Source organism: Archangium lipolyticum (assembly GCF_024623785.1).
In the GTDB taxonomy this organism is placed as follows: Bacteria; Myxococcota; Myxococcia; order Myxococcales; family Myxococcaceae; genus Archangium; species Archangium lipolyticum.
On record NZ_JANKBZ010000026.1, the window covers coordinates 22,993 to 43,700 of the forward strand.

General features: G+C 70.2%; 22 protein-coding genes and 1 other RNA gene. 10 read left to right on the forward strand and 13 right to left on the reverse strand.

Annotated elements, in window-relative coordinates; all coding sequences use genetic code 11:
- Positions 1-221 precede the first annotated feature (221 nt).
- Positions 222-818, forward strand: a complete 597-nt coding sequence (locus tag NR810_RS37870; protein ID WP_257459730.1) for a sensor histidine kinase — start codon at positions 222-224, stop codon at positions 816-818.
- Positions 819-842: 24 nt separating this feature from the next.
- Here NR810_RS37870 and NR810_RS37875 read toward each other — a convergent pair whose 3' ends face one another.
- From NR810_RS37875 to deoC, 4 genes are all read right to left on the reverse strand, one after another.
- Positions 843-1,514 (reverse strand): hypothetical protein, encoded by a 672-nt coding sequence (locus NR810_RS37875; protein ID WP_257459732.1) that lies wholly within the window; start codon positions 1,512-1,514, stop codon positions 843-845.
- Positions 1,511-3,247: a phospho-sugar mutase gene (locus tag NR810_RS37880; protein ID WP_257459733.1), complete on the reverse strand. Its 1,737-nt coding sequence runs from the start codon at positions 3,245-3,247 to the stop codon at positions 1,511-1,513. Before NR810_RS37880 ends, NR810_RS37875 begins: the two co-directional genes overlap by 4 nt.
- A gap of 85 nt (positions 3,248-3,332) precedes the next feature.
- On the reverse strand, positions 3,333-3,725 hold the full coding sequence (locus tag NR810_RS37885) for a TraR/DksA family transcriptional regulator (RefSeq protein ID WP_257459734.1): 393 nt from the start codon (positions 3,723-3,725) through the stop codon (positions 3,333-3,335).
- 20 nt (positions 3,726-3,745) lie between these two features.
- Complete coding sequence (gene deoC / locus NR810_RS37890) at positions 3,746-4,558, reverse strand: deoxyribose-phosphate aldolase (protein ID WP_257459735.1); 813 nt, start codon at positions 4,556-4,558, stop codon at positions 3,746-3,748.
- A gap of 103 nt (positions 4,559-4,661) precedes the next feature.
- Here deoC and NR810_RS37895 point away from each other — a divergent pair, with 103 nt between their 5' ends.
- Genes NR810_RS37895 through NR810_RS37905 form a run of 3 tightly spaced genes read left to right on the forward strand, consistent with a single transcriptional unit; the run spans position 4,662 to position 7,495 of the window.
- Positions 4,662-5,909: a ComEC/Rec2 family competence protein gene (locus NR810_RS37895; RefSeq protein WP_257459736.1), complete on the forward strand. Its 1,248-nt coding sequence runs from the start codon at positions 4,662-4,664 to the stop codon at positions 5,907-5,909.
- Positions 5,906-7,237, forward strand: coding sequence for a ComEC/Rec2 family competence protein (locus NR810_RS37900; protein WP_257459737.1), 1,332 nt, complete (start codon positions 5,906-5,908; stop codon positions 7,235-7,237). The genes NR810_RS37895 and NR810_RS37900 overlap by 4 nt, the downstream gene beginning before the upstream one ends.
- Before the next feature lie 18 nt (positions 7,238-7,255).
- On the forward strand, positions 7,256-7,495 hold the full coding sequence (locus NR810_RS37905; RefSeq protein ID WP_257459738.1) for a DUF3006 domain-containing protein: 240 nt from the start codon (positions 7,256-7,258) through the stop codon (positions 7,493-7,495).
- 25 nt (positions 7,496-7,520) lie between these two features.
- Here the strand turns inward: NR810_RS37905 and NR810_RS37910 are convergent, their stop codons facing one another.
- Entirely contained in the window at positions 7,521-8,375 is an 855-nt protein-coding gene (locus NR810_RS37910; protein ID WP_257459740.1) for an alpha/beta fold hydrolase, read from the reverse strand.
- A gap of 152 nt (positions 8,376-8,527) precedes the next feature.
- On the reverse strand, positions 8,528-9,475 hold the full coding sequence (locus NR810_RS37915) for an NAD(P)-dependent oxidoreductase (RefSeq protein WP_257459742.1): 948 nt from the start codon (positions 9,473-9,475) through the stop codon (positions 8,528-8,530).
- 167 nt (positions 9,476-9,642) lie between these two features.
- Here NR810_RS37915 and NR810_RS37920 point away from each other — a divergent pair, with 167 nt between their 5' ends.
- Positions 9,643-10,491: an AraC family transcriptional regulator gene (locus tag NR810_RS37920; RefSeq protein ID WP_257459743.1), complete on the forward strand. Its 849-nt coding sequence runs from the start codon at positions 9,643-9,645 to the stop codon at positions 10,489-10,491.
- A gap of 48 nt (positions 10,492-10,539) precedes the next feature.
- On the opposite strand, the gene NR810_RS37925 is transcribed toward NR810_RS37920, so the two are convergent.
- Entirely contained in the window at positions 10,540-11,733 is a 1,194-nt protein-coding gene (locus NR810_RS37925) for an MFS transporter (protein WP_257459745.1), read from the reverse strand.
- 20 nt (positions 11,734-11,753) lie between these two features.
- Positions 11,754-13,412 (reverse strand): AgmX/PglI C-terminal domain-containing protein, encoded by a 1,659-nt coding sequence (locus NR810_RS37930; protein ID WP_257459747.1) that lies wholly within the window; start codon positions 13,410-13,412, stop codon positions 11,754-11,756.
- A 144-nt stretch (positions 13,413-13,556) separates the two neighbouring features.
- On the opposite strand from NR810_RS37930, the gene NR810_RS37935 reads away from it, so the two are divergent.
- Positions 13,557-13,847, forward strand: a complete 291-nt coding sequence (locus NR810_RS37935) for an FYDLN acid domain-containing protein (RefSeq protein WP_257459750.1) — start codon at positions 13,557-13,559, stop codon at positions 13,845-13,847.
- Positions 13,848-13,896: 49 nt separating this feature from the next.
- Here the strand turns inward: NR810_RS37935 and NR810_RS37940 are convergent, their stop codons facing one another.
- Entirely contained in the window at positions 13,897-14,061 is a 165-nt protein-coding gene (locus NR810_RS37940) for a hypothetical protein (protein WP_257459752.1), read from the reverse strand.
- Positions 14,062-14,169: 108 nt separating this feature from the next.
- The gene (locus tag NR810_RS37945; protein ID WP_257459753.1) at positions 14,170-14,994 is read right to left on the reverse strand and encodes a carboxypeptidase regulatory-like domain-containing protein; all 825 of its coding nucleotides are present in this window, start codon (positions 14,992-14,994) and stop codon (positions 14,170-14,172) included.
- 160 nt (positions 14,995-15,154) lie between these two features.
- On the opposite strand from NR810_RS37945, the gene NR810_RS37950 reads away from it, so the two are divergent.
- From NR810_RS37950 to rnpB, 3 genes are all read left to right on the forward strand, one after another.
- Positions 15,155-15,880: a zinc ribbon domain-containing protein gene (locus tag NR810_RS37950; RefSeq protein ID WP_257459754.1), complete on the forward strand. Its 726-nt coding sequence runs from the start codon at positions 15,155-15,157 to the stop codon at positions 15,878-15,880.
- A 12-nt stretch (positions 15,881-15,892) separates the two neighbouring features.
- Positions 15,893-16,501, forward strand: coding sequence for a ribonuclease HI family protein (locus tag NR810_RS37955; protein WP_257459755.1), 609 nt, complete (start codon positions 15,893-15,895; stop codon positions 16,499-16,501).
- 59 nt (positions 16,502-16,560) lie between these two features.
- Positions 16,561-16,952, forward strand: an RNA gene (rnpB, locus tag NR810_RS37960) — RNase P RNA component class A.
- A 14-nt stretch (positions 16,953-16,966) separates the two neighbouring features.
- Here rnpB and NR810_RS37965 read toward each other — a convergent pair.
- From NR810_RS37965 to NR810_RS37975, 3 genes are read right to left on the reverse strand one after another with little or no spacing between them, the layout of a single operon-like run.
- Positions 16,967-17,524, reverse strand: coding sequence for a hypothetical protein (locus NR810_RS37965; RefSeq protein ID WP_257459757.1), 558 nt, complete (start codon positions 17,522-17,524; stop codon positions 16,967-16,969).
- A 44-nt stretch (positions 17,525-17,568) separates the two neighbouring features.
- Positions 17,569-18,192: an ankyrin repeat domain-containing protein gene (locus tag NR810_RS37970; RefSeq protein WP_257459758.1), complete on the reverse strand. Its 624-nt coding sequence runs from the start codon at positions 18,190-18,192 to the stop codon at positions 17,569-17,571.
- 3 nt (positions 18,193-18,195) lie between these two features.
- Positions 18,196-18,825 (reverse strand): hypothetical protein, encoded by a 630-nt coding sequence (locus NR810_RS37975; RefSeq protein WP_257459760.1) that lies wholly within the window; start codon positions 18,823-18,825, stop codon positions 18,196-18,198.
- 298 nt (positions 18,826-19,123) lie between these two features.
- Between NR810_RS37975 and ftsY the strand changes: the two genes are divergently transcribed.
- Positions 19,124-20,704 (forward strand): signal recognition particle-docking protein FtsY, encoded by a 1,581-nt coding sequence (ftsY, locus tag NR810_RS37980; protein WP_257459761.1) that lies wholly within the window; start codon positions 19,124-19,126, stop codon positions 20,702-20,704.
- Positions 20,705-20,708: the final 4 nt, after the last annotated feature.

A 20,708-nucleotide genomic window follows, 5' to 3' on the forward strand; every position in this document is an offset into this window, starting at 1 on the left:
GGCATCCAACCGTCTTCCGCCAGACGTACGAGGCGTGGAGACAATCCAGACGGCACGCGCATCGCATGAAATGTGTGGCACGCCAGGGGGGTGAGTTCGCGGCGAGGCCGAGGGGAGTCGTGAAGGGCCCTCGGCACGGCGACTGGCGTTGGGACGCTGGGTGGCGGGGACGGGGACGGAGGAGAGAGGTCGGCGTCCTGGGACGAGGGAGGGGGCCCGACGTGAAACCAGACACACACGAGACACGAGGTGACGCGATGAGCGCGGTGGCGATGGCCCATGGGCCGCGGCGGATGATGGCGACGAACGGCGAGAGCCACGGTCATCTCAGCGCGGCGGGCGCGCTGAACGGCACCGACGTGCAGCACCTGGATGTCTGCGCGCTGACGCGGCACGCGGTGGCCCTGCTCCAGGCCACCGGGCACGTGGAGACCCGCGAGGTGCAGTTGGAGCTGCCGGAGGAGCCGGTGTTCGCGCGGGTGAGCCGGCAGCGGCTGGAGCAGGTGCTGCTCCACCTCATCGCCGACGCCGTGGATGCACGCAGGAGCGGTGCGGACAACGCCCGCGCCGTCCGGCTGACGGTGGAGCCGCAGGACGACTTCGGGGACTACGGCCCCACCTTCCGCGTGCACTACCCGGCGAGGGAGCTGCCGGGGCCCGAGGCGACCGCACTCGCGCGGGAGGCTCCCCAGGCGGGCCTGAAGATGGCGCGCGAGCTGGTGGAGACCCTGGGCGGATGCTTCAGGGTGAGGAGCGTGGGGCTGACGAGCACCACCGTCACGGTGGAGCTGCCGGACCCGGGCACCGCGAGCTGGTAGCGCTCGCGGGCCCGGAGATGACGGCTACAGCCGGTAGGCGATGCCGAACATCGCCTCCATGGTGAAGCGGGCCCGGCCCCGGTAGCGGAAGTCGTCGTAGGGGAAGATGGACGGCCCCATCCGCACGTTGAAGGTGACGGCGAGGTTGCGGTCGACGAAGTACTCCAGCCCGACGCCCGCGAGGATGGGGACGACGGCGCCGCCACCCGAGCCGAAGATGACGTAGAACGGAATGTCCAGGCCCGCGTTGAGCATGAGCGCGCTGCCCACGGGGATGCCCAGGGTGAAGGCGATGGGCAGCGACAGGCCCACGTCGGTGTAGCGCTCGTAGAAGTAGAAGAAGGGACCGGGGGCGAAGCTCACGCCCAGGTTCACCCGCGACGACTCCAGCAGCATCAGCCGCAACCAGGCCTGCAGCTTCAGCCCCGGCACCACACTGGTGACGATGCCCTCGCGGCCGTAGTTGAAGCTGAGCTTGCCGCCGATGTCGAACTTGTTCGTGGCCCCGTGCAGCAGGCCCAGCGACAGGCCCGGCCAGCCCACCTGGCCCACCAGCGCGGTGCCATTGCCCAACGTCTGGCCCGACAGCACGGACCAGCCCTGCCCACGGCCGTACGACACACCCTCCTGCGCCACCGCGGCGCTCGAGACACACAGCAGGCCCAACAACACACCCATCGAAATACCGCGTTTCACGCACCCACCTCCGGCTGCCCCCGCTCGCGCGCCAGCGCGATGAAGGCGTCGATGAACTGTCGGAGCCGGGACTCTCCCCGGGCGCGCGCGGCTTCCACCGGCTCGCCGGAGCCCAGGGTCTCCTTCAGCTCGAAGTAGTATTTGATCTTCGGCTCCGTCCCGGACGGACGCGCCGTCACCCGGCCACCGCCCTCCAGCTCGAAGGCGAGCACGTTGGATGGAGGCAGCTTCTCGCCCTTCTTGTAGTCGAGCACGGAGCGCACCGGGAGCTCACCCACGCGCGTGGGAGGAGAGCGGCGGAAGCCCTCCATGATGCGCGAGATGACCTGGGCCCCCTCGGCGCCCGGGAAGGTGAAGTTGCGCTGGGCGCTGACGTAGAGGCCGAAGCGGCGTTGGATCTCCTCCAGGTAGCCGGGCACCGTCGTCCCGCGCGACTCGCACCACGCGGCCAGGTCCGCGAACACCAGCGCCGCGCCAATGCCGTCCTTGTCCCGCGTCACGGTGCCCACCGTGTAGCCGAGCGCCTCCTCGTAGCCGAAGACGAACTGCGTGCCCTCGGCCTTCTCGCGCTCCAGGGCCCGGTTGGCGATCCACTTGAAGCCGGTGAGCACCTCGTCGTACGCGACACCCAGCTCCTGGGCGATGGCGCCGAGCTGCGTCGAGGACACGATGGTGGTGATGACGTTCGGCCGGCCCCGCCGCGTGGGCCCCTGCACCAGGACGTAGTGGCCCAGCAGCACGCCCACCTCGTTGCCGGTGAGCATGCGCAGCTTGCCCGCCCCGTCTCGCACCATCACCGCCAGCCGGTCCGCGTCCGGGTCATTGGCCAGCACCAGCTCCGCCTTCACCCGCTCGGCGGTGGCCGTGGACAGGTCCATGGCCCCGGGCTCCTCGGGGTTGGGGAAGCGCACGGTGGGGAAGGCGCCGTCCGGCTGCTGCTGCTCGGCCACCACGTGGAAGTTCGTGAAGCCCGCCCGCTTCATGGCCCGCTCCATCCACACGCCACCCACGCCATGCATGGCCGTGTAGACGATAGAGAGCGACTCGGAGCCGCGCCCGTGCACGCGCAGCTTGAGGATGGCGTCCAGGTACGCGTCCCCCAGCGAGTCCGGCACGTCCCGCCACAGCCCGCGCGCGTGCGCCTCCGAGGCGGACAGCAGCTCCACCTGGTTGGCGGGCTCCACCTTCGAGATGAACGAGGCGATGCCCTTGTCTTGAGGCGGAATGATTTGAGCGCCGTTGCCCCAGTACACCTTGTAGCCGTTGTACTCGGGCGGGTTGTGGCTGGCCGTCACCATCACCGCCGCCGCGGCGTTGAGGTGCAGACAGGCGAAGGCGGTGAGCGGCGTGGGCGCCAGCTGGGGGAAGACGTGCGCGGGGATGCCCTCGGCGGCGAACACACAGGCGGTGTCCTCGGCGAGCTCGGCGCTCAGCCGGCGGCCATCGCGGCCCACCACCACGCCCCGGGTGGTGACGTCCGGAACGGTGGCCTTGAGGTAGCGCGCCAGGCCCGCCGTGGTGCGCCGCACCACCGCGCGGTTCATCCGGTTGGGCCCCGCGCCCAGCACGCCGCGCAGGCCCGCGGTGCCGAACTCCAGGTCGCCCGCGAAGCGGTCCGCCACGTCCGCCCAGTCACCGCGCGCGAGCACGCCCCGCAGCTCCTCCACGGTGGCCGGGTCCGGGTCCGCCCGCAGCCACGCCTCCGCCTTCTCCTTCAATCCCGTCACGTCCATGTGCACCCCTCCATAAGGCCGGTCACGCGTGGTTCCGTGTGCCGCCTTCCCCGTCTGTTCAGCGATGGTCAGACCCGGCGTGGCTTCAGGTGTAATCGGTGAGCTTGCGTCGGGTAGGACCCCCTTTGGGGGCATCCTTCTGACCCTGGCAGTTCACGCAGAACTCCACGTAGGGCATGGCCTCCATGCGGCCGGGGGGAATCTCGTCTCCGCACTCCTCGCACTCGCCGAAGGAGTCCGGGTCATCGCGCAGCTTGCCCAGCGCCTTCATCACGCGCTGCAACATGCCATCCAGGTTCCGGTTCCGGCTGGAGGCGATGGCCTGCATCATCTCGTTGAGCGGCTGCTCGTCCTCGTCCCCGCCCACGCGCGACTCGTCCGTGCGGTTGGGTTCGATCTTCGCTGGCGCCCTGCCCGTCAGCTCCGCGTGGAGCGCCAGCAGCTTCTGCTTGAACTTCTCGCGCTGTGCCTCGGTCACGAGCCCTCTCCACCCGGTGGCTAGTACTTCGCGGTGGACCTCTCGCCCGACACAATGGCCACGGACGCCGAGGCTCCCAGGCGGTTGGCCCCCGCCTGAATCATCTTCAGGGCGTCCTCCGCCGAGCGGATGCCGCCGGAGGCCTTCACCCCCACGTCCTCGCCCACCACCTGGCGCATGAGCGCCACGTCCTCCACGCTGGCCCCACCGGTGCTGAAGCCCGTGGACGTCTTCACGAACGCCGCGCCCGCCGCCTTGGACAACACACAGGCGGCGATCTTCTCGTCCCGGGAGAGCAGGCTCGTCTCGAGGATGACCTTCACCGGGTAGGGCCGGCTGGCCTCCACCACCTGGGAGATGTCCTCCAGCACGAGCGTGTAGTCCCGGGCCTTGAGGGCGCCGACATGGACGACCATGTCGATTTCCCGAGCCCCGGCGGCGATGGCCTCGCGGGCCTCGAAGGCCTTGGCGCTGGAGAGGGCCGCGCCCAGCGGGAAGCCCACCACGGCGATGGGCACCGAGCGCGAGCCGGCCAGGATGGCCGCCACCATGGCCACGTGGGACGAGTTCACGCACACCGTAGCGAAGCCGTGCTCCACCGCCTCGCGCGCCACCCGGGCCACGTCCTCGCGGGTGGCCTCGGGCTTGAGGAGCGTGTGGTCGATGTACGGCGCCAGGTCGGCGTTGCTCCGGATGGACTCGGGTGCGACGCGGGCGGTACGAACGGAGGGAGCCTCCCGAGCCTGCCTGCCCGCCTGGGAAGCCGGCGGGTTGCGGCGGACGTGGTCGGCGATCTCCTCGACGAGACGCTGGATGTCTTGAGCCTCGGCCATGGGGCGCGGTCTAACCCAGTCCGAGCCGCTCGGGAAGCGCCGAGACGGCCACGTGCAGGTCACGCAACGGATGTCCTCCCCATGGGGTAGAGTCCCGCCCACCATGGCCTTCGTGAGGCTCCTCCTCGCTCTCGTCGTCCTGCTCGGCGCCCTGCCGGGCCTGGCGGCCACCACCTCCGCGCCTCGAACCGGTCCCCTCACCGTCTATTTCTTCGACGTGGGCCAGGGGGACGCGGCGCTCGTCGTCTCCCCCACCGGAAAGACGGTCCTCATCGACGGCGGCACGCCCGAGTCCGATGACAGGCTGGTGGCCCGCGTGCGCGAGCTCGTCCAGGGGCCGCTGGACCTGGTCATCCTCACCCACCCCCACCTGGACCACCTGGGAGGCATGGCCAAGGTCATCCAGGCGGTGGGGGCGAAGCGCTACATGGACCCGGACTTCGTCCACCCGAGCGAGGCCTACGTCAAGCTGCTGAAGGTGGTGGAAGAGGAGGTGGGCAAGAGGGAGAAAAGGGAGAAGAGGGAGAAGGAGGGCAAGGTGATGAAGCCCGAGCCCAACCCGAACGCGCCCGAGACGCTCCTCACCATCGGCCTGGGCGAGGGCGCGACGCTCACCATCCTCTCGCCGCGCGCGCCGCAGGAGCCGTTCCTCACGCATACGCGCTCGGACGTCAACGCCAACTCCATCGTCGCCAAGCTGACGTACGGGAAGACGGCCTTCCTCTTCGTGGGGGACGCGGAGCCGGAGACGGAGGAGGACCTGCTGCGCAAGCCCATCGACTTCACCTCCACGGTGCTGAAGGTGGCGCACCACGGAGGGCGCTACTCGTCCACGGCGCCCTTCCTCGCGGCGGTGAAGCCCCAGGCGGCCGTCATCTCCTGCGGCGCGGGCAACGACTACGGGCACCCCGCCAACGAGACCCTCCAGCGGCTCGGTGCCACGGGCGCGCACATCTTCCGCACGGACCTCCAGGGCGAGGTGGTCGCGGTGAGCAACGGCACCACCGTCACCCTCACCCCGAGCAAGGGGAAGGTCTCGCCCACCGTCGTCCCCGGCCGGGTGGAAGGCCCCGTCGCCACCGGCCCCATGCCCACCAAAGCCTCGCGCGCCCCCGGGGCCCTCCAGCCCCAGGTGGTCCCCGCCCGGGGCACCCTCCCGGAGCGCTCGACCACGGTCGCGGCCTCGGCCCGGAGCTCGGGGCCGGGCTACGTGAGCCTCAAGGGCAGCAAGGTGTTCCACCGCGAGGACTGCTCCACGCTCAAGCGCGCGAAGACGAAGGAGCGCAAGGAGTACTCGACCCGCGAAGAAGCCATGCGTGAGCGCCGCGCCGCCGAGGATTGCGACCCATGAGCCGATACGTCCGTACCCTGGCGGCCCTGCTCGGGGTGCTGCTCGCGAGCGCCTGCGAGCAGCCGTCCGCTCCTTCCGCCGGAGCGAAGCCCCCGCCCCCCGTGGCCCGGCGCTACTTCGGCAGGCCCGCCGACGGAAAGCTGCACGTCTACTTCTTCGACGTGGGCCATGGAGACGCCACCCTCATCGTCTCGCCCACCGGGCGCACGGTGCTCGTCGACGCCGGCCCCGCCACCGCCGGCACGCACCTGGCCAACCGGCTGCCCGAGCTGCTCACCGACAAGCTGGACCTGGTCGTCCTCACCCACCCACGCTCGGAGCACTACAAGGGGCTCGCGGCGGCCGTGAGCGCGGTGGGGGCGCGCAAGCTGCTCGAGCCCCAGCTGCCCAACACCCCCTCGGACTACGACGCGCTGCTCACCTCGCTGGCGGGCAACGGGGTGGAGGTCTTCTCGCCCTCTCCGCCCTCCTCCGACGAGCCCCTGCGCCTGCCACTCGGGGGTGACACGGAGCTGACCGTCCTCTGGCCCCGCGCGCCCACCGAGCCGCTGCTCGTCGGGGAGCACGCCCAGGAGATCAACTCCATCGTCCTGCGGCTCACCTACAAGGACACCGCCGTCCTGCTGATGGGCGATGCGCGGGAGCAGACCGAGCGCCACCTGATCGAACGCAAGGCTCCGCTGCGCGCCACGCTGCTGAAGGTGGGCGCACATGGCGACGGCGCGGCCTCCAGCGCGCCCTTCCTCGATGCGGTGCACCCCGGGGCGGCCATCATCTCCGCGAACGTGAACTCACGGGGCACCCCGGCGAAGGCGATGCTGGATCGGATGGTGGTCCAGAAGATCCGCGTCTTCCGCACCGACCGGGATGGAGAGGTCCACGCCATCAGTGACGGCCAGCGCTTCACCCTCACCACGCAGCGGCATCCCGCGGGTACGCCCGCGGGCGCCAGCGAGGCCTTCGCGGGTCTCGATGACTCCGCGCCGGTGCCGCAGCCCGCCCTGGTGGCCCTGAAGCCCGCGACGGCGAAGGGCAAGGAGGCCGAGGCTCCACGCACGGCCGTGGAGCTCGTCAGGGGCAAGGGCAGCGTGGACATCGACCTGGACGATGGCTCCACACCGGCCCCGAAGCCGGTCCGGAATGAGCGCCCCGTCCCGGCGAAGAAGAGCGGGAAGACGCAGTACGTCGCCAGCCGCAACCGCAAGCTCTTCCACCTGCCGGAATGCCGCTCCGCCAAACGCATCAAGGAGAAGAACCTGGTCTCCTTCCCCTCCCGGGAGGAGGCCCTCGCCCAGCACTACGAGCCAGCCAAGGACTGCAATCCCTGAGGAGGAGCATCCCGCGCCATGCCCAAGGTCACCCTGGACCGATTCGAGGAAGAGCTCGCCGTGCTCATCGTGGACGGACGCGAGGTGACGCGCCCGCGCGAGGAGCTGCCGCCCGACGCCCGTGAAGGCGACGTGCTGGACCTGGACACGCTGAAGGTGGATCCAGCAGCCACGGAGCGCCTGCGCAACGAGGTGCGCCAGGCCCGCAAGCGCGCCACGAAGAAGAAGACGCCGCCGCCCGGGAATTTCGACCTGTAGCCCGGGGTCGCGGAGGGTGTTGCGCCTATCGCGGCTCCGCCGCCACGGAGGCTCTCACCGCGTCGGCAACCTGCCTCGGGTCCTGCAGCTGGAGCCCATGGCCGACACCCGTGAGGCGAATCGTGGTGACGTCCCCCAGGGCTCGCGCTGCCAGGTCGATGTCTTCCCGCGTCAGCAGCCCACCCGCGGCCGGGTCCGCCTGGAGCAACACGAGCCGGCACCGCAGTCTCGCGAGAAGAGACGCGCCCTCCAGGGCGGCATAGGTGTCGTCGAAACGGTCGAGGATCGCGTCCAGGAAGTCGCCATCATGGCAAGCCAGGGACCGGCTCAGCTCGAGGATGTAGGGGTGACCCGGGCCGAAGAGTTCCCTGAAGCGGACGCTCCGGTTCGGCTCCGGCCGGATTTCGAGCTCGAGCAGCCGTTCCGCGACCTGCTCCGGGGAGAGCCCCCTGCCCGTGAGCGCTCTCCAGGCAAGCGTGAGCTCTCGCGACTTCGCCTGATGTGCGCGCATACGTTCCCGGTCCAGCGGCGCATCTCCATTGATGACACCGGTGACCAGGCTCGGAGAATCCGCCGCGAGCACCAGGCTCACATGCGCGCCATGAGAGTGTCCGAACAGCCACGCCGGGCCGACGGCGACGTGGTCCAGGACTCTCTTCACGAACTCCGCGGTGTCCTGGAGGCGATAGGCCCCCGGCGTGTGGCGCGACTCACCATGCCCCGGAAGATCGATGAGCACGAGTCGATGGTCGTCCTGGAGCAGCGGAACCATGGAGGAGAACCACTGCCGTCGACCGGAACCTCCATGCAACAGGACGATGGGCTGTCCCTGTCCCACGACCTCGAAAGCAATGCCGTCACTGGTCCTGTTCGTTCCCACCGTTTCTTCATCTCCTACGGAAGCCACATGGAGGCAACTGAAGCCCGAGAGGGCTGACAGGATAACATCCGGGCATCTTCGAGCCCCTCGCCGATTGTGCACGGTCGTGGCGTGGACGTGACAAACACCTGCCACGCCCACGCCGTGCCCGCTCAGCGCATGAACCGGGTCAGCACGGCGAAGTCGTCCTGCCCGTGTCCCGCCTGGACGGCCTTCTGGAAGAGCCGGTCGAAGGCCTCCGGCACCTCGCGGTGCAGGCCGCGCGCCCTGCACAGCTCCAGCAGGTGCCGCAGCGCCCCGTGGTGGATTTCGAGCGTCGCGAGCGTCGTCGCATCGCCGCCGAATCGGCCCTGCTGCACGCGCGTCAGCACATCCATCACCGCGCCCTCCACCACGGGGGTGGTGGCCTTCACGTACCCCATGAAGGTCTCCAGCGGCACCTGCTCCGCCTCACAGACGGCCACGCCCTGGAGCGTCCCGAACAGCGCGCCCCACATATAGATGAGCAGCGCACTGTCCAACGCGGAGGCCAGCCCCACGTCGCTGCCCACGTACTGGGTATTGCCTCCGAGCACGAGGAGCACGGGCCTGCACAGCTCGAACAGCTCGGCGGGGCCCGAGTACAACACGGTGCACCCCGGCTGCCCGATGAAGTCCGGCGTCGCCATGATGGCCCCATCCAGGTATCGGACGTCGTGCTGCCGGGCCCACGCGGCCTGCTCCCGCGCCTGGCCTGGTGAGCCGGACGTCAGTTGCACCAGCAGCTTCCCGCGCAGCGCCCGCGTCACCTCGTCCGGCCGGAGCAGCCCGTCGCTCGTGCCGTAGTCATTCACGTTCACCACGACGATGTCCGCGGCCGCCACCGCGTCCCGTACCGTCGCCGCGATACGGGCCCCCTGAGCGGCCAAAGGCTCGCACTTCGCCCGCGTGCGATTCCAGATGTCGACACCGTACCCCTGCTTCAGAAAGGCACTCACGAGCGCGGAGCCCATACGGCCCACGCCCAGCACCGCGATGGCTGGCTTCTCCTTCACGGTGGCCAGTCCCATTCCCATCGTCCCGCCAGTGACGACTGCCTTCTTGCCTGCGTACCCGCTCATGGACTTCTCCTTGGTGACGCGGCAATGAATAGGGAGGAGGCCCCCTCGCGGTCGCACACGTTCGGACGCGCGGAGAGCACGTTCGGACGGTGGCGAGGACGGGCTCCCGGCGCTATGTCCCGGGTGGGCGGCGTGGCGCGGGTGGCCACGGGTGTGGAGGAGCAGGCATGGACAGGCAGAAGCAGGCGGTGGACTTCGGCGGCCCCCTGACGTTACCCGGCGGCGCGCCACGTCCAAGGATCGGTCTGCGGGTGGACCTCCAGACGGCCGCGCCCGGGTTGATGACGCTGGAGTCGCTGCCCGACCACCGCCTCAAGGTCCACGCCGGTCCGCCCGTCCGGGGAGCGTGCAGCTTCCAGCGCTTCGTCTATACGCATGGGGACGTGGACCTCATCCCGGCTGGCGTATCGGACTCATGGGAGAACGATGATGAGAGCTCCGCGGTCGTCGTGAGGCTCTCCCCGTCACTCCTGAGGCGCGCCGCGGAGGACATGGGGCTGGACCCCGACCGCGCGGGGCTGGAGCCCCGGCACCAGTTCAGGGACCCGCAGATCGAGCACATCGCCTGGGCGCTCGAAGCGGACCGCCGGGCCGGCCATCCGGGCGGGCTGCTCTACACGGAGAGTCTGGGCCTGGCGCTGTCGGTCCACCTGCTGGGCCACTACCCGGCGCCGCTCGGGCGCGGGCGCGGGCTGTCGAAGCCGCAGTTGCGCCGCGTGACGGAGTACATCGAGGACCACCTGGACCAGAACCTCTCCCTGACCCGGCTGGCCGTGGTCGCCGGCGTCAGCGCGTCGCACCTGAAGACGCTGTTCAAGCGCTCGACGGGGCTGCCGGTGCACGAGTACGTCGTGCAGCGCCGGGTGGAGCGAGCCAGGACGCTGCTGCAACGGGGCGGGCTGTCCGTGGGGGAGGTAGCGCTCGAAGCGGGCTTCTCGCACCAGAGCCATCTGGCGCGGTGCATGCGGCGCGTGCTCGGGGTGACGCCCACGGAGGTCGTGCGCGGCTCACGGTGAGCCTCGGAACCGTCCCCGCGGCCCGAAGCGGCTCCCCGGTGCGTGCTCTCAAACCACCTCGGGAGGACGCGCGCGCGGCAGCAGCACCACGAGCAGCGCCGCGCTCAGCCCGGCGAGCACTCCCGCGGTGATGAAGGCGGTGGTGCTCCCCAGCTTCGTCCACAACGCGCCGAAGAGCAGCCCCGCGGCGAGCGACGCGCCCCCAACCAGGCCGTTGTACAGGCCGAAGGCGCGCCCGCGAGCCTCCGCCGGTACCAGCGCGGTGAGCAGCGACTTCTCCGCCCCCTCCGCCATCGCGTGGTACAGCCCGTAGATGGCGATGACGATCATCGTGAGCGTCACCCCCCGGGCCCACGCCAGCGCGAGGTAGCTCAGCGCATAGAGGGACCAGCCCGTGAGCACGAGCCGCGAGGCCCCGAGCCGATCCGCGAGCCGGCCCGCCGGGAACGACACGGCCGACTTCACCGCCTGCAGCAGCAGCCACGCCAGGGGCAGGAACTCGGGCTTCGCGCCCTCCTCGGTCAGCTTCAGCAGGAGGAAGGCATCCGTCGAGTTGGCCACGCCGAACAGGGTGACGGGCACGAGGTAGTACGCGAGCCGCCGGGGCACCGGTGCGAGCGCGCGGGTAGCGCCCGGAGCCGAAGCTTGGGGAACCGGGCGCTCGGGCTCGCGCACGAGCAGCAGGGCCAGCACCCCGAGCAGCCCCGGCACCGCGGCGATGAAGAACACCTGCTCCACGCGCAGGCCCACGGCCACCAGCAACAGGGCGGCGAGTGAACCCACGGCGGCGCCCGCATGGTCCATGCCCCGGTGGAAGCCGAAGGCCCGGCCGCGCGAGCCCGCGTCCACGGAGTGGGCGATGAGCGCGTCACGCGGGCTGGAGCGCACCCCCTTGCCCACCCGGTCCAGCGCGCGAATGGCGATGGGGTGCCAGGCCGCGGTGACGACGGCCATCAACGGGCGCATCAGGCTGGACAGGCCATAGCCCAGCAACACCAGGGGCTTGAGGCGCCGGGCCCGGTCCGCCCATACCCCGGACTGGTACTTGAGGAGGGCGGAGACCAGGTCCGCCAGCCCCTCCATCGTCCCGAGCAGCAGGGGCGCCGCCGGCAACCTCGCGGCGAGGAAGGCCGGCAGCAGCGGGAAGATCATGTCGCTGCTGACGTCCGTGAGCAGGCTCACCACGCCGAGCACCACCACGGTGCGCGGCAGGCGGCCCGCGTGAGGAGGAGGGGCGTCCACGTCCTGCCCTCCTCGCACTCCTACATGGACTTCGTGAGGACGAGCGGAATCTCGACCTCGACGTCATCCCCCGCGAAGGCGGGGAACACCATGCGCCGGGCCCGGACCTTGATGCAGTCCCCCATGGGCGAGCCGTCGATGTCCTTGCGGTCGAACGACACCTTCTTCACCGTGCCGGACTTGCCCACGGTGGCGGTGAGCAGCAGCTTGCCGTCGCGCAGCCGCGGGTTCTTGCGCAGCGCCTGCTCGATGCAGGACTTGAAGGCGGACTGCGACTGCGCCACCACGCGGGCGATCTCCTCCTGGGGCGGGCCCCCCTGCTCGGACGAGTCCGCGGCGGCCACCTCGGTGTCCTCGGCCACTTCGGGGGCCACGTCCTTCTTGTCGCCCTCGGCGTAGAGGGCGGCCACGTCCTTCTGCTCCTCACCCAGCGGCTGGATGGCGGCCTCCTCCTGCGCCTCCGGCTTCGGCTCGCTGGGGCGCGCCGCCTTGGGCTCGGGCTTCGGCTCGGGCGTGGGCGCCGGAGGCGGCGGCGGGGGCGGCCTGGTCCGGCCGAGCATGAGATCCCTCAGCTCGCCCATGCCCTCGGCCGAGAAGACGGACACGGGCTGCTGCACCGCGTTGCCCCGCGCGTCCACACGGGTGACACGCAGGGGCACCACCTGCAGCTCGGTCAGCGCGTACAGCAGGCCCACTGGCACCGCCAGCAACAGGAAGATGAAGAGGGCGATCTTCCAGGGCGGGTTGCGCCGGTCCACCCCCGCCTTCTTCACGAAGTACTGGGTGTTCTCCGCCTTCGCGCGCGACTTCTCGGGCTCCTTGCCCAGCGAGGCGAGCGGATCCTCCTGCCGCCCTCCTTCGAGTCCGCCCATCCCCTCCAGGCCCACCTCGGCCTGCTGCTCGGACTGGGGCAGGTCCAGGTCGGAGAACAACTCACCCAGGGGCGCCGAGTTGGCCTCATTGCCACCGGAGGCCACCGGCTCGGGCTCGGGCATCCACGGGGTGGAGGCCTCTTCCTGGGGAGCGGGGGCGGCCTTGCGCGCCGCGCGCGGCTCGGGCTTGGGCTGCCACGTCGTCTGCGAGGGCGCGGGCGGCTCGGGCTGCCACGAGGTGGCGGAAGGCTCCGGCATCGCCTCGGGCTCCGCCATCATCACCGGGGGCGGCAGGGGGCGCGCCGGGGCGGGAGGAGGCGCGGGCTGCGGGGCGGCGGGGGCGAAGAGGTCGGCCAGCTCGGGGATGTCCTGGCCCCGCTTCCAGTCCGGCATTCCCTGCTGCCAGAAGTAGCTGCGCGCGGAAATGGAGCCCGCGGCCACCAGCTCGCGCAACGCCCCCTCGTCCAGGGGGCCCTCCTGCTTGCTCTTCACCATCACGAACCAGGGCGAGCGGGTGTCGCGCAGGGGCATGGTCCGCGTGGGCTCGTCCTCCCAGGACACCGTGGAGGGCGTGGCGGCGGCGACGGAGGCCGCTGCCTCCTCCTCGGCGAGCGAGCGATCCTGCTCCCGCAGGCGCTCCACGTCCGCCAGGGACACGACGCGCGTGCTCTCCTCCACCTCGGCGGGTGGGCCCTCCACCGAGATGACGTTCTGGCAGTTCTTACAGCGGACCTTGACGGTCTTTCCCCGGACCTTGTCGTCCGAAATGGAGTACCGCCGCTGACACTTGTTGCAGGAGAAGTTCAAGGGGGCTGTTCCCGCGCGCGCACACAAGGCGAGCGGCCGGAATGCTAGCGCCCTGGCGATGGAGTGCAAACCATCGGGTTGACTCCGCCTGCCGGCCCAACTAAGAGCCGCCTCCCCCTACCCTCTTGACACAGAAGGTGGCGCATGCCCGCGAAGGACCTCGGGACCAAGTACGTCTGCTTCAAGTGCTCCACGAAGTTCTACGATATGAAGAAGCCGGACCCCCTGTGCCCGAAGTGCGGCGCGGATCAGCGGGAGAGCCCGGCCCTCAAGCCACCCTCCGAGGGACGGCGTAGCCGCCTGTCCTCCATTCCCAAGGTCATCGAGCCCATCGAGCCCGAGGCGGAGCCCGAGGCCGAGGAATCCGACGAGGAGCTGGGCGAGTTCGGCGAGGAGGAGGCCGAGATCCCCGGCGAAGAGGACGAGGAGATCTGAGCCTCGAACAGAGGGGGCGCCGCCAGACGGCGGTGCCCTCTCGCCGTTTTCAGCGGCCCGCCGCTCCGCCCAGCAGCAGGAGCGCGCGGCGCAGTTGCTCGTAGCCCAGGGTCCCCATGGCCTGCATGCCCACCGGACGCCGGGGGCCCTGGCCCTTGCCCAACGTCGTGGAGCTCATCCCTCCCCGCGTGCCGGGTCGCTTCTTCTGCTGCATGGGTCGTCCCCCTGTTTCCATGGGTTCAACCTGTAGCAAGTTTTCCACCAGGGCCGCAACTTTTCGCCCGGACTCTCTTTTCTGGGGCTTGGAAACCGAGACCCAGAGTCAGGGCGGATGGGACTCCAGGAGTGAAGCGGCATCTGGCGCGGACAGGCCGCGCACCTCGCCCACGGCCCAGGTGTAGTCGAGGCGGACGGTCTGCCCGGCCCGCACGGACACGGTGCGGGAGACCCCCGGCAGGCGGGGGTGCCAGAGGATGACGGAGTGGGTTCCCGCGGGCACCTCCAGGCGGAAGTGGCCGGAGGCGTCGGTGGTGGTGAACCAGGGGTGCTCGAAGGTGCGCACGGCGGCGCTCATCCAGGGGTGGAGGTCGCACCGCACCTGGAGGATGCCCGGCGCGGTGGGCAACTGCCGGCGCACGCGGGAGCCCTCGAGGGGCAGGGCCACGTTGAGGACGGGCTGCTGCGAGCCCGCCAGGGCGTTGACGTTGTGCAGGAGGGGGTCCAGGTTGCGCACCTCCAGCGAGGTGCCCGCGCGGGCGGCGAGCACCGGCGGCTCGAAGGCGCACCGTCTCTGGTCCAGAAGGGCCGACGGTGCGTCCGGGTCTGGCTCCGGCCCCACGGTGCCATCGGCGAGCGCCACCACCACGTAGGACAAGGCGCCGCGCGGGTCCACGACGAGGGAGCGGTCTGGCATCGTCGCCCCACACAGGGCGGCCACGGAGGGGCTGGTGGGGAGGGCGGGAAGGGCCGGCACGGGACCCGAGAGGCGGATCTCCCCCTCGATGACGCCCGGAGGACCGGAGGGCGGGCGGGCGCTCGGGGCATTGCTCGGGGCCTTCGAGGAGGTGGGCGTACAGGCGACCTGCTGACAGCCCGGAGACAGGGCGAGGAGCGGGAGGACGAGCGAGGGGAGGACGGTACGGCGCACGGCGCCCGTCTAACTTGGACCGTGGAGATATTTCAAACCCCGCCTGCCCGTCCGCGATGCAAGGGATGACACTGGGTCCATTTGGACGTTGGACCGTGCAAATCCTTGTTGGTAGAAGGGCGCGGGCTCCGCGGTAGGGCCCCCATTGGAGGCAGCGAATTTGCGGGAGAAACTGAAGGCGCTGGCGGAGCTGCAGAAGGTGGACCTCGAGGTCGCCTCGCTCCGGAAGGCCGCGGACGTGCATCCCCGGCAGTTGGCGGAACTGGAGCGGGACCTGGGTGCCGCGCGCAGCGCCATCGAGGCGGAACGCAACCGGGTGGCCGACATCGAGCGGCAGAAGACGTCACTCGAGCAGAACATCACGGACGAGAAGGACAAGGTGAAGAAGTGGGAGGCGCGGCTGGCCGAGCAGCGCTCCACCCGCGAATACTCCGCCCTCGCCCGGGAAATCGACATCGCCAAGAAGGCCAACCAGACGATGTCGGACGAGCTGGTGGAGCTGTCCAAGACACTCGCGGCGGCTCGCGAGGCGGTGAAGGCGAAGGAGGCCGAGTTCGCCACGCGCCAGGAGCAGCTCACCAGCCGGATGACGGAGCTGAGGGGCAAGCAGAGCCAGGCCGAGGGCCAGGTGAAGGCGCTGGAGGGCAAGCGCACCCAGGTGGCCGCCGCCGTGGACTCCACCCTGCTGCGCCGCTACGAGACGGTGCGCAAGAAGAAGCTGCCGGCGATGGTGGGCGTGGTGGCTGGAACCTGCCAGGGCTGCAACATGAACGTGCCCCCGCAGCTCTACAACCAGCTGCGCGTGTCGCTGGGGACGGACGTGTGCCCGTCCTGCAACCGCATCATCTACGCCATCGAGGCGCTCGAAACGCCGGCGGCGAAGTAGTCCCCGCGCGACATGGCCCCGCCGAACCTCGTCGACATCCTCCGCCACATCGCGCGTGAGGAGCCGCTCACGGGGACGGTGCGGGCCTTCCCCGGCCTCACCCGCGAGGACGTGGGGCGTCTGTTGGAGACCGCCGCCGAGCGGCTCGCCCCCGCTGCGCCCCGGCCGGCCCCCACGCCCCCTCCCCTCGAAGAACCCGCGAGACAGGCGGAGACGCCCGCGCGCATGCGGCTCTTCTCGGATGGAGCGGCTCGGGGCAACCCCGGGCCCGCTGGCGCCGGCGCGGTGCTGATGGACACCGAGGGACGGGTGGTGGCCCGGCTCGGCAGGTTCCTCGGCATCCAGACGAACAACTACGCCGAGTACATGGGGCTGCTGCTGGGCTTGAAGCATGCCCGGAGCCTGGGCGTGAAGGAGCTTGAGGTCCTGGCCGACAGCGAGCTGCTCATCCGCCAGCTCCAGGGGCGCTACCAGGTGAAGAGCCCCACCCTCCGCCCGCTCTACGAGGAGGCGGCCGGACTGTTGAAGGAGTTCTCCCAGGTGAAGCTCGTCCACGTGCCGCGCGAGAAGAACAAGGCGGCCGATGAGATGAGCAACCGGGCCATCGATGAACGGATGTGAGCCCCGGCGCCTCGTCCGGAGTGACCTCGGCCCCCCGTCCGTTGTATGAGGCATGGGCCGGAGTGGTCCGGGTGAACGCTGGTCACTGCTGGAACGGGTGACGGGAGGAAAGTCCGAGCTCCACAGGGCAGGGTGCTGGCTAACGGCCAGTCGAGGTGACTCGCAGGAAAGTGCCACAGAAAACAAACCGCCGGTTCCGCGAGGGGCCGGTAAGGGTGAAACGGTGCGGTAAGAGCGCACCGCGCCCGGGGTGACTCGGGCGGCACGGCAAACCCCACCTGGAGCAAGAGCCAATAGGAGCGCGTCCCCGAAAGGGGACAGGGGTTGCCCGCCCCATGCGCTCGGGTTGCTCGCTGATGAGGCCCCTGGGCAACCAGGGCCCTAGATGAATGTTCACCGCCCATCCCGAAAGGGGTGGGGACAGGACTCGGCTTACAGGGCCACTCCGGTTTTTTTTCCCTGGGCCTACCGCTGCTCCACGGGCACCTGCACGAGCAGGATGCGGTTGCGCCCGTCGTTGCGCACCGCGTCCGGGTTCTTGAGCTGCAGGCGCGCGTCCGTCTCCGGGTGCCAGAAGCCCATCCACAGGTTGAGGGCACGGGAGGAGGCGCCGGAGGGGAGCAGGATGTTGAACTCGTCCTTCACGGTCTCGCCGGGCTTCCACTGCGTGGTGGGATAGAGGCCCCCGGCCGGCTTGTGGTCGGCGTTGAGGCGCTCCATGCGGCCCTCGGCGTCCTCGACGTGGACGAAGATCATGTAGTCCTCCTCCAGGGGCTTGAGCACCTTGAAGTAGGCGGTGACGCGGGCGGCCTCGCCGGGAGCGATGCGGCCCGGCTGCACGGTGGCGCCCACCAGCTCCACCTTGTCCTCGAAGTTGGCGCTGCTCTTGACCGAGAGCGGAGGCACCTGGGTCACGACGGCCTGGCGCCGCTCGTTGGGATTGGAGCCACCGGGCGCCTCGACGATGCAGGCACCGAGGAGGGACGCGGGGACGAGGAGGGCGAGGAGCAGGGGACGGCGCATGGCGCCCCGGTTCTACCGGCTTCCCGGCACGGCATCCAGCACGGTCACCCGTGCGAACGGCCAGCGAGCAGGGCCGCCGCGGCGTCCCACGCCTCCTGATTGTCGGGCCCACGGGGAGGGAGATGCTCCCGCGCGGTCTGCCGGTCGGTATCGAGCACCTCTGGATCCGCGCCGGCCCCCAGCAAGAGCTCGATCATGGGGATGTCGAGCCGGCTGGCCGCTCGCCCGAGTGCGGTCATCCCACTCATCCCGCCAGCATCGTCGAGGGACTGGGTGGCTCCGCAGCGCAGGAGCAGGGCCGCCATCTCGAGAGCCCCCTGCTCCACGCACACGCGGAGGGGCGAGTCGCCCTCGCCGCCCCTGAAGTTGGGGTCCGCCCCCGCGGCGAGGAGTATCCGTGCCGCCTCCGGTTGCTTGCGAAAGAGGGCCAAGAGCAACGGTGTCGCATCGCGGTCGGCGTCCAATCCGTCGACGTGGGCCCCATGCCTGAGGAGAAGGATCAGCGCTTCGATCGGTCCCCCGTCCTCGAGCTCATTGACGGCGGCATGTAGCGGGAGCCACCTCGGCCCGTCAGCCTTGACGGCATTCGGATCCGCACCGCCGTCCAACAGGGCCGCCAATCGCGCCAGGTCGTACGTCTCGATGGCTTCGAACAGTTCTGTCGACATGACTCAAAGGTCCGCCATGGGGTGACCGGGAGCGCAGTTCACCGCCTCCAGTGTCAGACAGTGCGTAAGCCCCTTCTCGTAATCCTCCCAGGCGCTCTGGTGCCGGGCGTCGGGCAAGCCGCCGAAACACTCTTCCTGGATGAACTGGCGGATGTTCATGCAGTTGCGCAACGCCTGGATGCGCAGCCGGATCGCGGAGCATGGCATCCTGGCGAGCCGCTTGGGGTTGGTCTTGCTACTGCCGCAGCTCTCTCCCGGAATGGAACCACATATCCGATTCTTCTCGGCCTGAAGGTGGTCGAGGACCGTGTCATCACACGTCTGATTCGGATGGCGCCGCGAGGCCGTCCGCGCGGGCACCCCAGGTCTGGAATCGGGTGAAGCTCCAGTGTTCGAGCCCGCCATGATGTTCCGGCGCTCCTGGATGAGCCGCTCACGCTCTAACTGGGGGAGTTGCCAGAACCGGTCGTACTCTTGCTGGCTACTCCACGGCAGGAGGGTCACCGGGTCGAGCGTGTTCTTCCAGTCCCTGGGGAAGGTGTCGCCCCCCAGGTCGCTCGGCCACAGAAGTATCGCCGCAATCGCCACGGGGATGTTCAACAGACGAGCGGCGGCTCCCGTGGGGATGCGCACGCCAGGGTCAGGCGCCGCGGGTGCTAGCGGCGCCGGGGGGTGCGCGAGAGGTAATGCCGAAGGGAGATTCGCGGGCTGGGAACTGGGTATGGACACCTGCCCGCTCCTGACGGCGTACTCGTCCGGGGAAGTTGTCGTAGCGCACCCGGAGAGCAGAACCAGGAGCATGAACCCCCCCAGACGCTGACTCATGTCAGTCGGCATGGGAACAAGCTCCCGTTTCAACCCTACGTTCCTGGCCATTTCAGGACAAGAGGGCTGGGACTCACGAAGCATCTTGAGGTATGCGGTGCGCGCCATGAAGACGCCCACCGCCCTCCCCTTCGTCCTCGCGCAGGCGCCCTCGCCGCAGCCCACGCCTCCGCCCCAGCAGCCGACGCAGCCCGGGGTACCGGAGACGGGCACGCCTCCGACAGCACCCGAGGCCGGTGGCCCCTATGGGCAGATCATTGGCGTCACCGCGCTGGTGCTGCTCGCGGCGTTGATGGTGGCCGCGGCACGCAAGCTCTTCTTCAAGCGCCGCCCCGAGCTGCCCGGCAAACCGCCGGCCGGCCCCCCCACCAAGGAGAAGCCCGCCCTCCCCGAGGAGCGTCCGGAGCTGCGCGTGGAGCTGCCGCCCACCGAGGCGGAGCTCGCCATGCGCCGCGAGGCGGAGGAGATCCACGCCCGCGCCGAGGCGCTCGCCCGCCAGCGCGAGGAGGCCACCCGCGCCGCGAAGACGGCCACGGATGCCACCGAGCGCGCCCGGCTGGAGGCCGAGGCCCGTGCCCTCAAGGAGCGCGAGGAGGAGGAGAAGCGCGCCGAGTACCGCGCGAAGAAGGCCGCCGAGGACGAGGCGAAGGAGCGGCGCAAGCGCGAGCGCGAGGAGGCCGAGCGCCTCGTGGCCGAGCAGAAGGCCCGTGAGGCGGCGGCCGCCGAGGAGGCCCGTCGCGCCGAGGAGGCGGCGGCACGCGCCAAGATCGAAGCCGAGGCCGGCCGGACGCTGGCGCAGGGCCTGGACAAGACGCGCAGCCAGGGCTTCATGGCGCGGCTCAACGGCCTCTTCGGCTCGAACCGCAAGGTGGACGAGTCCATCCTGGCGGAGATGGAGGAGATCCTCTTCACCGCGGACATCGGCGTGCGCACCGCGTCCAACCTGGTGGAGGTGGCGCGCGACAAGCTCAAGCGCAACGAGCTGAGCGACGCCGACCGCATCAAGGGCCTCATCCGCGAGGAGGTGACGCGCATCGTGGACCTGCCGGTGCCTCGCACGCTGGAGGGCGGAGGCCCTCCGCACGTGGTGATGGTGGTGGGCGTCAACGGCGCGGGCAAGACGACCACCATCGGCAAGCTGGCGGCGAAGCTCACCGGCCAGGGCAAGAAGGTGATGCTGGCCGCGGGCGACACCTTCCGCGCCGCCGCCACCGAGCAGCTCGACGTCTGGGCGGATCGCGCGAAGGCGGAGCTGGTGAAGGGGGCCGAGGGCGCCGACCCCAGCTCGGTCATCTTCGAGGCCATCAAGAAGGCGAAGGACTCGGGCGCCGACGTGGTCATCGCGGACACGGCGGGCCGGCTCCACACCAAGGTGAACCTGATGGACGAGCTCAAGAAGGTGAAGCGCGTCATCGACAAGGCGCTTCCCGGGGCTCCCCACGAGGTGCTGCTGGTGCTGGACTCCACCAACGGGCAGAACGCCATCCAGCAGGCCAAGCAGTTCCACGAGGCGGTGGGCGTCACCGCCATCGCGCTCACCAAGCTCGACGGCACCGCCAAGGGCGGCGTCATCATCGGCATCTGCGACGAGCTGAAGCTCCCCGTGGTGTGGGTGGGCGTCGGCGAGAAGGTCGCCGACCTGCGCCGCTTCGAGCCCCGCGAGTTCGTCCAGGCGCTGTTCGACTAGGCGG

Coding starts and splice junctions, on each gene's coding strand:
- NR810_RS37965 (WP_257459757.1), bottom strand. CDS start 17,524: ATGCGCCGTCCCCTGCTCCTCGCCCTCCTCGTCCCCGCGTCCCTCCTC.
- NR810_RS37880 (WP_257459733.1), bottom strand. CDS start 3,247: ATGGACGTGACGGGATTGAAGGAGAAGGCGGAGGCGTGGCTGCGGGCG.
- NR810_RS37895 (WP_257459736.1), top strand. CDS start 4,662: ATGGCCTTCGTGAGGCTCCTCCTCGCTCTCGTCGTCCTGCTCGGCGCC.
- NR810_RS37905 (WP_257459738.1), top strand. CDS start 7,256: ATGCCCAAGGTCACCCTGGACCGATTCGAGGAAGAGCTCGCCGTGCTC.
- NR810_RS37970 (WP_257459758.1), bottom strand. CDS start 18,192: ATGTCGACAGAACTGTTCGAAGCCATCGAGACGTACGACCTGGCGCGA.
- NR810_RS37920 (WP_257459743.1), top strand. CDS start 9,643: ATGGACAGGCAGAAGCAGGCGGTGGACTTCGGCGGCCCCCTGACGTTA.
- NR810_RS37900 (WP_257459737.1), top strand. CDS start 5,906: ATGAGCCGATACGTCCGTACCCTGGCGGCCCTGCTCGGGGTGCTGCTC.
- deoC (WP_257459735.1), bottom strand. CDS start 4,558: ATGGCCGAGGCTCAAGACATCCAGCGTCTCGTCGAGGAGATCGCCGAC.
- NR810_RS37940 (WP_257459752.1), bottom strand. CDS start 14,061: ATGCAGCAGAAGAAGCGACCCGGCACGCGGGGAGGGATGAGCTCCACG.
- NR810_RS37955 (WP_257459755.1), top strand. CDS start 15,893: ATGGCCCCGCCGAACCTCGTCGACATCCTCCGCCACATCGCGCGTGAG.
- ftsY (WP_257459761.1), top strand. CDS start 19,124: ATGAAGACGCCCACCGCCCTCCCCTTCGTCCTCGCGCAGGCGCCCTCG.
- NR810_RS37915 (WP_257459742.1), bottom strand. CDS start 9,475: ATGAGCGGGTACGCAGGCAAGAAGGCAGTCGTCACTGGCGGGACGATG.
- NR810_RS37935 (WP_257459750.1), top strand. CDS start 13,557: ATGCCCGCGAAGGACCTCGGGACCAAGTACGTCTGCTTCAAGTGCTCC.